This is a genomic window from Nostoc sp., assembly GCF_041747015.1.
GTDB lineage: Bacteria > Cyanobacteriota > Cyanobacteriia > Cyanobacteriales > Nostocaceae > Nostoc.
In genome coordinates, this window is the sequence record NZ_JBGTFY010000135.1 from 1 (window position 1) to 15,759 (window position 15,759).

General features: G+C 38.8%; 14 protein-coding genes and 2 pseudogenes. 11 read left to right on the plus strand and 5 right to left on the minus strand.

What is annotated here, in order from left to right; genetic code table 11:
- Positions 1-117: pseudogene (locus ACEW80_RS09745) on the plus strand (IS630 family transposase); the annotation flags it as partial.
- A gap of 18 nt (positions 118-135) precedes the next feature.
- Here the strand turns inward: ACEW80_RS09745 and ACEW80_RS09750 are convergent.
- From ACEW80_RS09750 to ACEW80_RS09760, 3 genes are all read right to left on the minus strand, one after another.
- Positions 136-714 (minus strand): hypothetical protein, encoded by a 579-nt coding sequence (locus tag ACEW80_RS09750; protein ID WP_373526377.1) that lies wholly within the window; start codon positions 712-714, stop codon positions 136-138.
- Between the two features lie 56 nt (positions 715-770).
- Positions 771-3,125, minus strand: coding sequence for an AAA domain-containing protein (locus ACEW80_RS09755; protein ID WP_373526378.1), 2,355 nt, complete (start codon positions 3,123-3,125; stop codon positions 771-773).
- Between the two features lie 93 nt (positions 3,126-3,218).
- A complete protein-coding gene (locus tag ACEW80_RS09760) occupies positions 3,219-4,781 on the minus strand; it encodes a DUF4011 domain-containing protein (RefSeq protein WP_373526379.1) in 1,563 nt (520 codons plus the stop codon).
- A gap of 371 nt (positions 4,782-5,152) precedes the next feature.
- Here ACEW80_RS09760 and sbcD point away from each other — a divergent pair, with 371 nt between their 5' ends.
- The 3 genes from sbcD to ACEW80_RS09775 all read left to right on the plus strand — a co-directional run bounded on the left by sbcD (position 5,153) and on the right by ACEW80_RS09775 (position 8,640).
- Positions 5,153-6,406 carry an exonuclease subunit SbcD gene (gene sbcD, locus ACEW80_RS09765; RefSeq protein ID WP_373526380.1) on the plus strand — a complete coding sequence of 418 codons (1,254 nt, stop codon included), beginning with the start codon at positions 5,153-5,155 and terminating at the stop codon, positions 6,404-6,406.
- A 174-nt stretch (positions 6,407-6,580) separates the two neighbouring features.
- Positions 6,581-7,210, plus strand: coding sequence for a restriction endonuclease subunit R (locus tag ACEW80_RS09770; RefSeq protein WP_373526381.1), 630 nt, complete (start codon positions 6,581-6,583; stop codon positions 7,208-7,210).
- Positions 7,211-7,293: 83 nt separating this feature from the next.
- Complete coding sequence (locus tag ACEW80_RS09775; protein ID WP_373526382.1) at positions 7,294-8,640, plus strand: DUF58 domain-containing protein; 1,347 nt, start codon at positions 7,294-7,296, stop codon at positions 8,638-8,640.
- Between the two features lie 65 nt (positions 8,641-8,705).
- Here ACEW80_RS09775 and ACEW80_RS09780 read toward each other — a convergent pair whose 3' ends face one another.
- Together ACEW80_RS09780 and ACEW80_RS09785 are read right to left on the minus strand one after the other, a co-directional pair.
- Entirely contained in the window at positions 8,706-9,197 is a 492-nt protein-coding gene (locus ACEW80_RS09780) for a GNAT family N-acetyltransferase (protein WP_373526383.1), read from the minus strand.
- Between the two features lie 11 nt (positions 9,198-9,208).
- Positions 9,209-9,430: a hypothetical protein gene (locus ACEW80_RS09785; RefSeq protein WP_373526384.1), complete on the minus strand. Its 222-nt coding sequence runs from the start codon at positions 9,428-9,430 to the stop codon at positions 9,209-9,211.
- Positions 9,431-9,539: 109 nt separating this feature from the next.
- On the opposite strand from ACEW80_RS09785, the gene ACEW80_RS09790 reads away from it, so the two are divergent.
- From ACEW80_RS09790 to ACEW80_RS09820, 7 genes and pseudogenes are all read left to right on the plus strand, one after another.
- Positions 9,540-10,031 carry a hypothetical protein gene (locus tag ACEW80_RS09790; protein ID WP_373526385.1) on the plus strand — a complete coding sequence of 164 codons (492 nt, stop codon included), beginning with the start codon at positions 9,540-9,542 and terminating at the stop codon, positions 10,029-10,031.
- A gap of 223 nt (positions 10,032-10,254) precedes the next feature.
- Complete coding sequence (locus ACEW80_RS09795; RefSeq protein WP_373526390.1) at positions 10,255-10,581, plus strand: DUF6464 family protein; 327 nt, start codon at positions 10,255-10,257, stop codon at positions 10,579-10,581.
- Positions 10,582-11,179: 598 nt separating this feature from the next.
- A complete protein-coding gene (locus ACEW80_RS09800) occupies positions 11,180-12,253 on the plus strand; it encodes a glycosyltransferase family 4 protein (RefSeq protein ID WP_373526386.1) in 1,074 nt (357 codons plus the stop codon).
- A 17-nt stretch (positions 12,254-12,270) separates the two neighbouring features.
- The gene (locus ACEW80_RS09805; RefSeq protein WP_373526387.1) at positions 12,271-13,080 is read left to right on the plus strand and encodes a WecB/TagA/CpsF family glycosyltransferase; all 810 of its coding nucleotides are present in this window, start codon (positions 12,271-12,273) and stop codon (positions 13,078-13,080) included.
- Between the two features lie 364 nt (positions 13,081-13,444).
- Positions 13,445-14,683 carry an ABC transporter substrate-binding protein gene (locus ACEW80_RS09810; RefSeq protein WP_373526388.1) on the plus strand — a complete coding sequence of 413 codons (1,239 nt, stop codon included), beginning with the start codon at positions 13,445-13,447 and terminating at the stop codon, positions 14,681-14,683.
- Between the two features lie 7 nt (positions 14,684-14,690).
- A complete protein-coding gene (locus tag ACEW80_RS09815) occupies positions 14,691-15,641 on the plus strand; it encodes a branched-chain amino acid ABC transporter permease (RefSeq protein WP_373526389.1) in 951 nt (316 codons plus the stop codon).
- 14 nt (positions 15,642-15,655) lie between these two features.
- A pseudogene (locus ACEW80_RS09820) lies at positions 15,656-15,759 on the plus strand (Uma2 family endonuclease); the annotation flags it as partial.

Genomic DNA, 15,759 nt, shown 5'->3' on the forward strand with positions numbered 1-15,759 from the left:
AGATTATTTGAATCAGTATCACAGCTAGAAGAGTTGTTAATTAGATTGCTTAATGAAGGTGGTCTTATTATTAAATGGGAGCGAAAGATTAAAAATAAAGGTAATGCAGTATATTAAATTTAGCTGCGCAACAGCTTACCATTGCCAAAGTGATTTAAATTGATTGTGATTTGGAACAGCTATACCTATTTGTCGAAGGATACTTATTTGTAATATAAGCTCTCGATAAAGTTTCCTGTAGCCGTCCTCTTCATACTTAATTAGACTAACAGGCTCTCCTTGAGTAGCAACCGAAATCATGATTAACTTTAACTGTTTAATCTTTGCTATCACATATTCAAATTGTGATATTTGCCACTCATTAACTAATTCTTGTTGAGATTTATATTTGATATACTGCTGGCACGAAATAATATCAATTTGATTGAAAATGTTAGTGTATAGGTCATGAATATATCCTGCTTTTGAAGCGTATCCATTTTTTAAATATGACCAGCGATCGCGCCAATTTGAAAGAGATTTAAAGTTATTAGGATTTTCGATGTAAACTCCTTCCTCTTCAAGAGATTCCATCAAGTCAGCAATATTTTTATAAAGTAGTGTATACTCTTTCTCTTTTTCGTGAATTTTTAACTCTCCAGTAGAAACCGCGATCATAATTAATTGCAACTGCTGAACTTTAGTTAACAGTTCTTCAATTAGTGCTACTACCATAGACAATCCAAGTTTTATTTAAATCTCTGTTTATAAAGCTACATTAGCAACTGTGTTTATTTCTGATTGCGTATATTTTCTATATGCTCTATTAACTGTTTTATTTGATCGTCTCTGTTGCGATTCCACTCACGAGACCAAATTTTGTAAATGCGCCAGCCTAATTTTTGTAGAACTTCTTGGCGGAGGCGATCGCGATCGCGTGCTGTGTGATATTTACGATAAGTTCCTCCATCACACACAATGCCTAAAAAATATTCCTCTGTTTCTGGCTTAAAGTTATCCATCAACACTAAATCAATAGGATAAGCTGAACGACCTACCCGTTTCTTAACTGCGTATCCCCTTTCTGTTAAAGCTTGATAGACATCTTCTTCAAAGGGTAAATCAAAGTGAGACACATGATCATCAAGTTTTTTATCTAGATTTTCTCCGCAACTTTGAGCATATGCAAAATACTCTTTAAGCAATGCAGCTTGTGGACTTACTTCGGAGCGAAAATCCTCGTGTTTAATCGAAGCAACTAACACAAACTTGCATTTAGCGCGAGTTATTGCAACATTTAGTCTTCGTCTTCCTACATCCTGTTGACTTCTACTAAGGTAACCAAAGTTGTGATTCAATTTATCCGGGTTTTTGTCATCAAAACCAAAGCCAAAGCTCAGAAAGATCACATCTCGTTCATCACCTTGAACCTCTTCGATTGGTTTGATAAAGAACTTACCTGAGTTCTCTTGAGAAAATTCTTCTATCTCTGGATGCTGAACACTGATTCGGTTGAGTTGTTCGCTAATGGCTTTTGCTTGTTGTTTACTTGAGGTAATAATACCCAAAGATTGCTGAGGGTATTGAAGAAAATGCTGCACTGTCAGCTTTGCAACTTCCTCTGCTTCACGAATATTGTCTCCTCGACCACCACGGTCATATATTCCCCCTTGAACGTGATGGAAATGCACACCTCGGCTAGTATTTTTTACAGGGTTGGGGAAAGAAATGAGTTTTGAATTGTAAAATTTTTGGTTTGAGAAGGCAATCAAACTTTCATCTTGGCTGCGATAGTGCCAACTCAAAGTACGATTTTTCATAATTGATAAAGCGGAACACTCATCGAGCAAACTATCATAAACCTCTTCTTCTTCATCGTTGCCATTATCTGACGCTATACTTTTGAAGTAAGAGGTTGGTGGTAACTGCTGGTCATCTCCGACAACAATTAACTGCTTTGCTCGCATGATGGAAGATACCGCATCTTCAGTACAAACTTGGGAGGCTTCGTCAAAGATAACAACATCGAACTCCACTGCATCGGCATCTACATATTGACTAACTGCTAAAGGACTCATTAACCAACACGGCTTGAGGGTAGTAACAAGTTGAGGAGCGTTTTTGATGAATTGACGAATTTTTTGTTCCCTTTGGTTTTTCTTTCCTTTTTTTAGCAACTCCCATTGTTTCTCTGCTTCGGGTTGTGTTGACCACTCTTGCCACCGTTCGGCATGGAGTTGTCTCAAACGTTGCATTGCAACTTCGTACTGTTGTTTATCTTTATTGGAAAATTCATTTATTTTCCGCTCGTGTAAATCCCCATCAAAGTTTCGCAACTCTGAATTATCATCATGTATGTCTCGCAGCCAATTTTCGTAAACGCCTTTTTGTAAAACTGAAAACCAATTATCCGGTGAAATGTTAGAATCCCGCAGCTTAGATAAAAATTCTTTGGTTCCAATATCTTCCAACTGGCGGATAATTTGTTGATAGTCCAACCACTTTTGGAATAAATCAAGCTCATTATAAGCTTGTTTTCGGAAAGCTTCAACTATTGTCGAGGGTTCTTTTTCCAATACACCAGATGCTATCATCCTTTCCTGAGGAAAGTGTTCTCTTAAAAATTTTAAGCCTTCTTTAATCTGCCCTAACGAAGTTTGTAAATTTTCTAAAAATCCTCTTAGTTCCTGATAGCGTTCTCTTGAGGCAATAACTGTTACTACTGACTTTTTATCTAGTTGGCGCAGTTGATTAAGTGTTTCCAACCATTCTAGACCTCGTTTTATGCTTTCCAAATCCGTCATTTCTGCTTCAAACGAAGAACCAAAAGCTCTATGGGCTTTGTATTCTGGGTTTTGTAATGCATTTAAAATATTTTGGCGGTCAAGTGCTTTTTCTATATCTGCAATTAATACTTTCTCAGAAACTCGACTTTGGTCTTGACGGAGGTTTAAGAGGCGTTGACGTTCGCGTTTCTTATCAATACGCCATTGCCAATAAGCTGGTTGAATAAAGAAGAAAAAGCCTGTGAATTTTCTAGAAAAAAGTCTCCTAAATTCTAAAAAATCGATACTACAAAAATCACGAGCATACTTGTTATTTAGCTCCCTATTAATAGTTTGATATTTGTTAATTTCTATTTCCAAGCTAGAACATAAATCTTGCAGATAAGGAACATCTGTTGAAAGTGACCAACTTTCAACTCCTGATGGAGCATTAATAATATGTGTTACTGCTGGCTATAGTTTATCCAAATCGCACAAGCTTTGGAGTGGTTCTTTTATTTTTAGTAGTTGTCTCAATGAAACTACAGTATCTTGAGCAAGCTTAATTCCTCTACTGAGATTGTCAAGATTAGTACGCAAATCTTTATTAATCTCAGACGACCAAGACTGAGATTGTAGCGGACTATTTGACCATATCGTTTTTTGTCTTCCCCGAAATATAGCCTCAAATTTACCAAGTTGTTCGAGTAAATTTTTTGCATTCCACAATCTTGTTTCTGACCAATCTTGAAGATTAGAAAGATTAAACTCTAGCACAGGAATTTTTTCTCGCTTCAGCCTCAGAATTTCGCCGTACAGGTCAAAAGCAGATTTATTTAATGGTTGCTCTGGTTTATGTAGATTTACTGCATGATTATTGAGGATTTCCCGACAGTCACGTAGAGGTTTAAAGAATGTATCCCAATTTAGCTGTTTTGGTTCACTTCTTTGTAAAAGTTCAGTGATAGTTTGGTCTAGTTCATTGAAGAAGTCTTTTGTTTTTGTTGTCCCTTGATGATGTAAATTTAGACAAGCATCTTCTAACTTACTTTCTTTAAGCCTTTGAAATACAACTTGTAGAGCAGTTTGCTTTTCCGCAACTAGAAGCACTTTCTTGTTTTTGCCGATTAACTCAGCGATGATGTTGACTATAGTTTGGCTTTTTCCTGTACCTGGAGGTCCCTGCACTACACAGCTAAGTCCTGCCTTTGCAGCTTCTATAACTACTTGCTGGCTGGAGTCTGCATCGCATATTTGATAAATCAATGAGGGATTGATTTGATCTAGTTCTTGTTCTAGAGGAATAGCAAGCTTATTGAGATTATCAGGTGTTCGTTTTAAAGCTAGCCCTCGCAGTATAAGATGATTCGCTATCTTCTGCTGATTTTGTTCTAGGTCTTGAATCATTGCTGCTTTTGCATCCTGGAACAAAGTAATATGTGCTGTTTCTTCTATTTGCCAGTCAGGTTGTTTAGCGATCGCACCACGAACTGCATCTATAAAATTCTCATAGCTCAATTTTTGAACGCGATCGCCCTCAGGCAGCATAATATTAAATTCTTCACGTAGCTTGTTGATTAAAATAAAGTTAACAGAAATATCTTCATCTGTAGGGTAAAGCGTAAATTCTGGTGGCTTTCTACCCTTTTTTTCTAACCTCACGGGAACAAGCAGGATTGGAGAAACATACTTTTCCTGGGGTTTTTCGGGGTCAAACCATGTCAAAGTTCCAAGGACTAAGAAGAGACTATTAAAACCCTTCTCTTCCAGGCTTGATTTTGCGCCTTTACTAAGTTCGTCTAGAAGCTTGATCCGGTCAGTATCACTCTGCTTGCTTCTAATTTCACTAAAAGGAAATGAACTAGGTTCGTCTCCTGCAAGGTTTTTATACAAAAGTGAAGAGGTTGTAAGAATATCAACTACTGGTTTTTGATTTTTGCGGAAATCAATTAAAGGATTGCTGTTTGAGTCGCCAGCAAGTCTTTTCTTCCAAATCTTGATTTTTTCTTGGATTGCCGCAGTGTCCGAGATACTCATTCGCTTTTGATTGAAGTGTTATACAAGAATAATCTTGTGTTTTAATACTTTTATTGTAAGTAATATTGATTCTAAAAAACATCATTTGTTACAATTTGCAGACACAGCGATTGTCATTCAAGTGGACAAAACTTTTAAAAATCTCAATTTACCTAGCGAAGTTACATACAAGTAGGTCAACCTGATTAAACATAAAATGCTCAGGAGATAAATCCCCGACTTCTCTAAGAAGTTGGGGATCTGGGTATTATGTTTATTTCTATATACCAACTAAAAGCTTCTAAGCTATGGTTGATTGAAACGCAGACTACTGTAAGCGATAGTATGATTGGCATGGTAATTTAACCTCATATAGTTGAATTAAGACAAATATGATTAAAATCCTTCATCTCTCTGATATCCACATGGGAAGCGGCTTCTCCCACGGACGAATTAATCCCGCAACTGGATTAAATACACGATTGGAGGATTTTGTCAATACCCTATCTAAATGTATTGACCGAGCGATCGCAGATGTTGTTGATATGGTGATATTTGGTGGTGACGCTTTCCCCGATGCTACACCACCACCTTATGTACAATATGCTTTTGCCAGCCAGTTCCGTCGTCTGATGGATGCGAATATTCCCACAGTGCTGCTGGTAGGCAACCATGACCAACACTCCCAAGGACAGGGAGGAGCGAGTTTAAATATTTACCGCACCTTGGGAGTGCCAGGATTTGTTGTCGGTGATACATTAACTACTCACTGCATCGACACCCGCAATGGAAAAGTGCAAGTAATCACCCTTCCTTGGCTGACCCGTTCGACTCTGATGACTCGCCAAGAGACTGAAGGTTTGTCTTTGGCAGAAGTCAACCAACTGTTAACGGAACGCCTGCGAGTTGTCCTGGAAGGGGAAATTCGCCGTCTTGACCCCGATGTACCAACTATCCTTTTGGCTCACTTGATGGCTGACAATGCTACCTTGGGCGCAGAACGCTTTTTGGCAGTAGGTAAAGGTTTTACTCTCCCCCTATCTTTGCTGACGCGACCTTGTTTTGATTATGTAGCGTTGGGACACGTCCACCGCCACCAAAATCTGAATAAATCTAATAACCCGCCAGTGATTTATCCAGGGAGTATTGAGCGGGTAGATTTTAGTGAAGAAAAAGAAGATAAAGGTTATGTGATGCTAGAACTGGAGCGGGGGAGCGCTGAATGGGAATTTTGTCCCTTAACAGTTCGGACTTTTCGGACAATTGAGGTGGATGTCTCGAAAGCCGATGATCCCCAAGCAGTATTAATGAAAGCGATCGCTAAATATGATATTCAAGATGTTGTAGTGCGGCTAATTTACAAACTCCGCTCTGAACAGATGGATTTAATTGATAGTTCCTCTCTACATACTGCTTTAAGTCCCGCTCACACCTACACCATTCAAGCAGAATTAATCAGTCAATTAGCCAGGCCCCGCATTCCCGAATTGAGTGCAAGTAGCAGCATCGACCCAATGGAAGCGTTGAAAACTTATTTGAACAACCGCGAAGACCTTAAAGACATAGCAGCATCAATGCTGGATGCAGCACAAAAATTGCTAACAGATGATGTGGAAGTCTGGCTAGAAGCAGTAACTAATGAATAGGATAAATGCCAATTATATTTGTCATCTTCTAAGGGCGATGTCTAACGAAAAACTGGTATGCGTCTATGCAACATCCGATTCGGAAAACTACTTGCAAAAAGGATCAGCAGTAGGGTTTTTAATTTTAGATAATTATAATTAATATAATTCCCTGTTCTCTACTCTCCAAAAAATATGACGCAAACACTCCAAGCAAAAGGAATAAATTTACGCTATTTAATCGATACTTTTGGTATTCAGTTAGTTTTAGATGACCAATTCTTCCGCGAATGGCAAGAAGATTTACCTGAAATTACTAATTTAGATAAACAACTTTTAGATAAAGTAAAAACAGGTTATTTTAATCTTCTTAATTACCCACCTTTACTAGAAGATGTTGTCAAAATGGCAATTATAGACCCAATACTTTTTATTGGGGATTTTTATTTAGTACCTTTATATATCAAAGCTGAGGAACCAATCGAGATTACCGATGAAGATGAAGAAATTATCATCAAAGGCAAAATAGATACATTAATTCTGAAAGACCAATTATGGGTAATGGTTATTGAGTCAAAACAAGCAGAATATTCCATTGAAAGAGGACTGGCACAAATTTTAGCTTATATGTTAGGTAATCCTCATCCAAATCAGCCTAGTTTCGGGATGATTACCAGCGGTGGAGAATTTATTTTTGTCAAATTAGTTAAAGGAAATCCAACTTATTATGCTTTATCAAAGGGTTTTTTGATGCGAAACCCTGGAAATGAATTGTACGACGTGCTACGTATACTAAAACGCCTGACTCAGTTAGTTAGTGCTTGAGGCTTGGAGGATGTAAAATTAGCGATCGCATTACACCTAAATAATAAGCGATTTAAAATTCCTTACTGTTGACTCAAAAAAAAATGGTTCCTTCCAGACGAGTTTATTTTTTATTGGTATTGGGAATTACGATATCTACGATGGGCGTAGCTGCGGCACCCATCTTATCCCTCTCTCTTAGCATTAGAACAACGATCGCCCTGACTTTGCTATTTGATGCCATCATCTTAGGATTGATGGTTGTAGATGGTTCGCGGGTGCGACGTTCTCGCGTGCAAATTACCCGCGAACTACCGCCACGATTATCAATTGGGCGAGATAATCCGGTGGTGTTAAAAGTAACATCCCAAAATGCCAACGCCCAAATTCAAATCCGTGACTACTACCCAACAGGGTTTGGCGTATCTACACCTGGACTAAGCGCCATCGTTCCCAGCAACAGCACTGAGGAATTAACGTATACTGTCCACCCGACGCAGCGGGGAGAGTTTCCTTGGGGAAATATTCAAGTCCGACAGTTGGGACTTTGGGGATTAGCTTGGGATGATTGGCAAATTCCGCAAAGTCTGCCAGTAAAAGTTTATCCTGATTTAGTCGGGTTGCGATCGCTCACAATTCGTCTGACGCTGCAATCATCGGGATCAATGCGCCAAGCTCGTCAAACTGGTATCGGTACAGAGTTTGCTGAATTGCGGAACTATCGCACTGGTGACGATTTGCGGTTTATTGATTGGAAAGCTACGGCCCGTCGGGTTGGTGCTTATGGTAATGGAATGCCACTGGTGAGGGTTCTGGAACCAGAACAGGAGCAAACTTTACTGATTTTACTCGATCGCGGCCGGTTGATGACGGCAAAAGTGCAGGGTTTACAGAGGTTTGATTGGGGTTTGAATGCAACTTTATCCTTAGCTTTGGCAGGTTTACATCGAGGCGATCGCATTGGCATTGGTGTATTTGACCGCCAGATGCATACGTGGATACACCCAGAACGTGGTCAACATCATCTCAGTCAGATAATTGATCGCCTCACTCCGATTCAACCAGTATTATTTGAATCTGATTATTTAGGGGCAGTAACAAATGTTTTGCAGCGCCAAACCCGCAGGGCGCTTGTGGTGGTGATTACCGACTTAGTTGATGTCACAGCCTCCACTGAACTCCTCGCGGCACTCTCTAAGTTAGCACCCCGCTATCTTCCATTTTGCGTTACTCTGCGAGATCCGCAAATTGATCGTCTGGCACATACCTTCACAGATGATGTTACAGGTGCTTATGCCCGCGCAGTGGCACTGGATTTATTAATGCAACGACAAGTGGCATTTGCCCAACTGAAACAAAAAGGTGTATTAGTACTAGAGGCACCAGCAAATCAAATTGCCGATCAGTTAGTTGAGCGATATCTGCAACTCAAAGCGCGAAATCAACTGTAGTACTCCAGATATACAAAGCTTTTTCAAAAATAACAGTTACTTTCTGAGGATTACACCCCCTAAAATTACTGTTTTGAATCCAATAATTTAGAATTACTAAAGGATTTTTCCATGACAAAATTTATCAGCTTTTGACCTCTACGCTCTACCTCTTGCTGTTTTACAACAATAAAATTCTGGCTTTCAAAAAAAGGTTTAGCTGTAATACTGGCTTCTGTAAATAACTTGTCAATCCCTAAAGTCTTTGCTTTTGATGCAAGCTGTTCTAAGATTTTCTTACCAATCCCTTTTCTTTGAAAATCTTTATGGCAGTAAAAACGGTCAATATGACCATTAGGCTCTAATTCTCCAAAACCAATAATTTTGCCCTGCTCTTCTGCTACATAAGTAAATTTACTTCCTAAACCTTTAATCCAAACATCAATATCCATATTTGCTGGTGCCCAAGCAGCTACTTGTTCTTGTGTGTAATCGTGAATATTCACCTCATGAATAGTGTCATAGAACAAGTTCATAATTTCTTCGGTATCAGCTATTTCGTATACTCTTAATCTCATTAGGAAGATAATTAATTATAAATAACTCTACTAGAAATATTATCGCCGCTAGTGAGACTACTTTTATATAATCCTTGCAAGAAGGCTAAAACTTTTTTGAAGAATTGGGCGATCGCACTCGTTCTACTGTCAAAGTCAATTCTTTTAACGTCTCTTGGAAAGCCAGGGACAAAAAAGAATTTCTCTGTTGTCTCTCCCTGAATCTTTAATCCGATCAATATTTTGACAGTCATTTGCTGGTTTTCCTGAAATTAAACTTCATATATACACTTTATACAGTACGTTTGTACTAAATAACTGCTAAAATGCCTTACAAAGTCAGCTAGCCTCGCTTGAGGGAATATGAAACAAATCCAAGACAGCTACAAAAAGCCCATTTTGCTGAAAGTTTCCCTATTGCAGCCTACATCTGTGGCTACTGCCATAGTGCCACTGCAACCCCAAAAGGAAAAAATTATGAGTGAGCGAGAGCGTTTAATAGCCCAAGTCGAATGTATCAATCAAATGGCAGGGGAATTAGAAGTGGCGATATTAGAGTTGAAAGCGATCGCCAACACACTCAATACTCAAAGACATTACCCATTAGGCAAAAATATTTGTCAGTATTTTGCAGTTAGCGTCCCCTGGGTAAGACAACAGCCAAACGAATCATTTATTCTGACAATGCGAAAAGTTGATTTATTCCGAGCCGAAAGGGAAGCAGCACTGTTAGCACAGCAACTTCGTCAGCAAACCAAAAAAAGATTAGCATCGCAGCAACATAGAAAAAACAAGAGTGGGGCTGAAACTGAGACAAGACACTTGTTCAAAAAGGTATTAGTCAACAAATCTTAAAATTATCAATATTTAAGGGCAGATCACCTCTGAGGTTGTAACAGTTATGCTGATTGAAGTAGCACAAGGAACTTCTTCCTCAAAACTGCTACATACCACATTGCCATTGCTAATTGCAACCACAGTGGCAAATAAACAAAGCTGCCCTAAAATTTGCACTTTTGTAAAAGTAGAGTGCAACATCAGGGACGATCAATCAGCGCCCAGAAGAGGTAAAAAGAAGGTGTTAAAGACACTTTTAGTAATTGCCGTTGGTTTTTTACCGTCCCTGTTTTCCCTGTGGGTAATCCGCAAAACCCATTTGCGGTCACGCTTACGGATGAGGCAAGCATCTATGAATTTTCCAGCGGTGCAGGGACGGCAAAGCATCAGACCTATTGAGAGCGATCGCTATTATTTAGAAGGAGTAGGTTATCTGATTGGCGACATTAGCTGCAAGTTTAATGCTCGCTCTGCTTACATCCGTTGTGCTATTAATCCCAATGGCCCTTGTAATGGTTGCCGTCACTACGAACCTAAGGGATTAGCTGGTAGTGAAAAAAAGGCTTAATCCATTTTTTCAAACTGCGATCGCATAAATTGCACTCTCTATCTTTTTAAGATTAAGTCCTTATCACCATTGCTCTTACTACGTGACCTATACTACCAGGTTGAGGCGAGCTACGCAAAGCGCCTTGCCTTTGGGTGCCGCTTTCTCAAAAAATTGTTTTTTTACGCTATTTTTAGTATTATTACTCAATAAGTAATATTTTTTAATCTTAATCCGTTACCGATGTACACGGATAAAACATTAGGAGTGTGTAGCAGTTGAGTGATAACTTGTAGGAATCTGGGAGAAATAGTAAAATTTGCAGAGTGTTACAGCCAGTGTACTGATTGAGGTAGTACAAACCTACGATCGTCAACGACTTAAGTAGATTGGCACAATAGAACCAAACTAATGAAGAAAGATAAACTGGGCTAAAACCTTTTTCCATTATGCCTCCTGCCTTATTCCAACGATAAATATTTACGCCGACCTACTTACTGCTATTGACTTTTTTGAGCGGACTATTCAATCATTGTTAGCCATTCTCAACAAGTTATATTTTAAATTGCTTAACTTTAAATTTGAATTATTATCTAAAAAAACACAGAAATTAACTTTAATGAACCAACTACAGGTATTAATGCTGGGGCCTAGTTTAGAACAAAATGGAGGAATGGCAACAGTTGAAAAGCTAATAATTAAGTATAGTCTTCCTCAGATACAAATACAGCATATAAACACCCATGACGAAGGCTCAATTGCTTACAGAGGAATTGTTTTCGGCAAAGCTTTAGCTACATTTTTATGGAAATTATCAAGTCAAAAAATAGATGTTGTACACATTCATATTTCCGATGGTGGTAGCATTTTCCGAAAAGCGATTTGTTGTGTTGTTGCCTTTATCTTTGATAAGCCTGTCTTAATGCATACTCATGGCGCCGAATTTCAGGTAACTTACGCTAAACTTCCTCGACGAGTCCAGCAATTTTTAAGTAAAGTATTTCAGCGTTGCCAAGGGTTTATTGTTCTTTCAGAAAGTTGGCAAAATTACTATGTGTTGAATTTAGATTTAAATCCCAAGCAAGTTATTATTTTGCCTAACCCCTCCGAATTACCTACAGAGGTTCCTGACCGCAAAAATCGAACTCAAATCAGTTTAGTTTTTTGTGGGCGAGTCGGTCAACGCAAAGGGACATTTGATTTGATTAAGGCATTTGCTAACCTGCCGGATCATCAAAGAAAATACACTCGGCTAATTCTAGCAGGAGATGGTGAAATCGAAAAAGCGCAGCAGTTGGCTGCTAGTCTCAACCTTGCAGATCAGGTAACTTTTCTGGGTTGGATTAGTTCTGAAAAACGGGATGAACTTTTATTGCAAGCAGATGTGTTTATTTTGCCTTCTTATAACGAGGGTTTGCCTCTGGCGATTTTAGAAGCTATGGGTTGGAGTTTGCCTGTAATTGCAACTCCTGTTGGAGGTATTCCTGAACTAGTAATTTCAAATCAAAATGGTTTGCTAGTTACCCCAGGAAACATTCAACAGTTATCGGAAGCGATGGAATTGTTGATTGAAAATGAGACTTTACGACTTTATTTAGGCAGTACTGCTAGGAAAAATGTCGAACCCTTGGATATTAGAAATTGCTCAGTTCGTTTAGCCGATATCTATCATTCATTATCACAATTTAATTAACTTGAGGTGCTGATCTAATGAGAATTAATATTTGTGGAGTCAAAATTGATAAATATAGTTTTGATGAAGTTATACAACTAATCGTGAAACATGCGCTCTCCCAGAGTAAGCCAGAATATGTTGTTACTCCTAATGCCATGCATGTTTTGACCTTGCAGAAGGATGCCAATTTTCAAGAGATTTATCGCAAGGCTTTTTTAGTCGTGCCAGACGGAGTATCACTACTATGGGCGGCTAAGTTTTTACAAACCCCCCTTAAAGGTAGAGTTAATGGTACGGATTTGTTCGAGAAACTCTGCGCTATTGCTGCTGAAAAAGGATTGAAGGTCTTTTTATTAGGAGGTCGCCCTGGTTCTGCCGAAAAAGCTAAAGAAACTCTTGTTGCCAGACATCCAGCTTTGCAGATTGTTGGTACTTACTGTCCTCCCTACGGGTTTGAGTCTATGCCAACAGAATTAAATTCAATCAACTCAACAATTACAGCAGCCGCTCCCCATATTCTATTCGTAGGTTTGGGAGCACCTAAACAAGAAAAATGGATAGCTGCCAATTATTTGTATTTAGGAGTGCCGATTTCCGTAGGTATTGGGGTTAGCTTTGAGCTGGTTAGCAACATGGTGACAAGATCACCAGTTTTGATGCAAAAAGCAGGTTTGGAATGGTTATTTCGGCTTCTGGTTGAACCTGGCCGCTTATGGAAGCGTTATGTCTTGGGTAATCCTGCTTTTATTTTGTTGGTACTGAAACAGCGCTTAGGGTTATTTAATAGCTTATCCCAAAACCTTGACTGCGCGAACAGCAATGAAAGCGCACACAAGGTAAAGTAGCGCTAAATAATTCTCGACTTTCTTTTTTCATCAGACTTTAATTACTTGAATTTATACCTAAATTATTATGTAAGAAAACATATAGGTTAAGGTTAATGCGATGTCTATAGCGGGCTACGCCGACTCTAACCACCATAGGTATTGAAAGCCCGATAGTACTTAAGTTGTCTGTATTAAGGGTGAGTTCCAAGCAAAGTTGGGGAAGAATAGGCGTGACCCATTGAATATTCGTCTTTGCATAGTCAAATAAAAATGATTTAATAAAATTCTTACAAAAGTGTAAATATGCCTCATGTTGTTCGCAAATTGTTACCTTTACTATTAGCTTTTATAGATAATCTAATAACTACATGATTATTAAACTATGACAAACGTTTTGCCTCGGACAACAGCATTATTTTCAATTTGCGCTTTGCTGCTAACAAGCTGTGGTGGTGGCACTAGCACTGTGACAAATTCTACAAATAATAACACTGTAACTGATACCGCAGCGACAACGGGGACATCGGGTGCTATTCCCATCGGTATTGCTTTAGCACAAACGAGTAACGTAGCATTACTTGGTCAAGAGGGATTTGTTGGAGCCAGAATTGCCGAGAAGTATTTTAATAGTAAAGGTGGTATCAATGGCACTCCTATTAAATTGGTAATTCAAGATACTGGCGGAGATGAAGCTGGAGCAATTAATGCTTTTCAAACTTTAATTAATAAAGATAAAGTTGTCGGTATTGTTGGCCCTACTTTGTCACAGCAAGCTTTTAGTGCTGACCCCATCGCCGAACGTGCTAAAGTCCCAGTTATTGGAGCATCAAATACTGCAAAAGGAATTCCCGAAATTGGTGATTATGTAGCTCGTGTATCTTCGCCCGTCTCGATAGTTGCTCCTAATTCTGTGAAAGCTGCACTCAAGCAGAATCCTCAAATTAAAAAAGTGGCAGTTTTTTACGCCCAAAATGATGCATTTAACAAATCAGAAACGGAGATTTTCCAAAAAACAGTTAAAGACCAAGGGCTAGAATTAGTAACAGTTCAAAAGTTCCAAACTACTGATACAGACTTTCAAGCTCAAGCTACTAATGCAATTAACTTAAAACCAGATTTAGTAATTATTTCAGGACTAGCTGCTGATGGTGGTAACTTAGTACGACAACTGCGAGAACTGGGTTATAAAGGCATAATTGTTGGTGGTAATGGTCTGAATACGCCAAATGTTTTATCAGTGTGTAAAGCACTTTGCGATGGTGTGCTGATTGCTCAAGCTTACAGTCCTGAACATCCTAATGAGATTAATAAAGTATTTCGCCAAGCCTATATTGAGCAATACAAAAAAGAACCAGCCCAATTTACTGGTCAAGCTTTTGCTGCGGTGCAGGTGTATGTTGAAGCTCTTAAAGAATTAGATAAAAAGTCCAAAATCAGCGCATTACCTCTTGATAAACTGCGGACAGAATTGAATAAGCAGATAATAGCCGGAAAGTATGATACTCCTTTGGGCGAGATTGCTTTTACCCCAGTAGGTGATGTGATTCAAAAAGAATTTTACGTTGCCCAAATTAAGATGGATACAGACGGAAACACGGGAAAATTCGTATTTATAAAATAGTTGCAACATGAATATAACTCTATTTTTGCAACAATTTTTGAACGGATTATCTATCGGTAGTATCTATGCAATTTTTGCTTTGGGCTATACCTTAATTTATTCCATTTTGGGCATCATTAATTTAGCTCACGGTGCGATTTTTACTTTGGGTGCATATTTCACTTATGCACTCATGGGTGGGAACTTTGGATTTAACGGCTTGCTGGCTAATGCGGTACTACCAATAAAATTACCATTTGCTATGTCCTTAATTTTAGGAAGTACCTTGGCGGGATTGGTAGGGGTAGCGATGGAACGTGTTGCTTTTCAACCTTTGCGTCGTCAAGGCTCTGACGCTTTACTAACTGTTGTTTCCAGTTTGGGGGTAGGAGTGGTAATTGTGAATTTAATCCAGTATTTAGTAGGCGCGGAAAGTTACACATACCCCGCAAATACTTATGGTAATTTGCCACCTGCGATTAACTTTGGTAGTCTAGAAAACCCAATTCCGATTCGTAGCGTGCAGGTGGTAATTTTTGGTGTGTCAGTTGTAATTGTGACAATTCTTACCTATTTTATCAATTGGACTAAATATGGTAAGGCAATGCAAGCGATCGCAGAAGATCCAACTACAGCTAGTTTGTTAGGAATTAATAGCGATCGCTTTATTATCCTCACATTCTTCATCAGTAGTTTTTTAGCAGGATTAGCGGGAACTTTAGTCGCTTCTAGTGTTAGTATTGCGGGGCCATATTTTGGCATTGCTTTTGGATTGCGGGGTTTAGCAGTAATTGTCTTAGGTGGTTTAGGTAGTATTCCCGGTGCAGTGTTAGGAGGTTTATTAATTGGATTAGTGGAAGCGTTTGTACCCGCCGAATACTCTGGATATAAAGACGCAGTGGCCTTTGGAATTTTGTTTATCATGCTATTAGTTAGACCCCAAGGTTTGCTAGGACGGCGGTTTATTCAGAAAGTTTAAAGAGACGTAACGTTATGAAAACATACACCAAACACAAACTAACTTTTGATCAATTTTTAGAACAGTGTCCAGAAGAAGGTTTATATGAACTTGTAGATGGGGAAATTGTAGAAGTGCG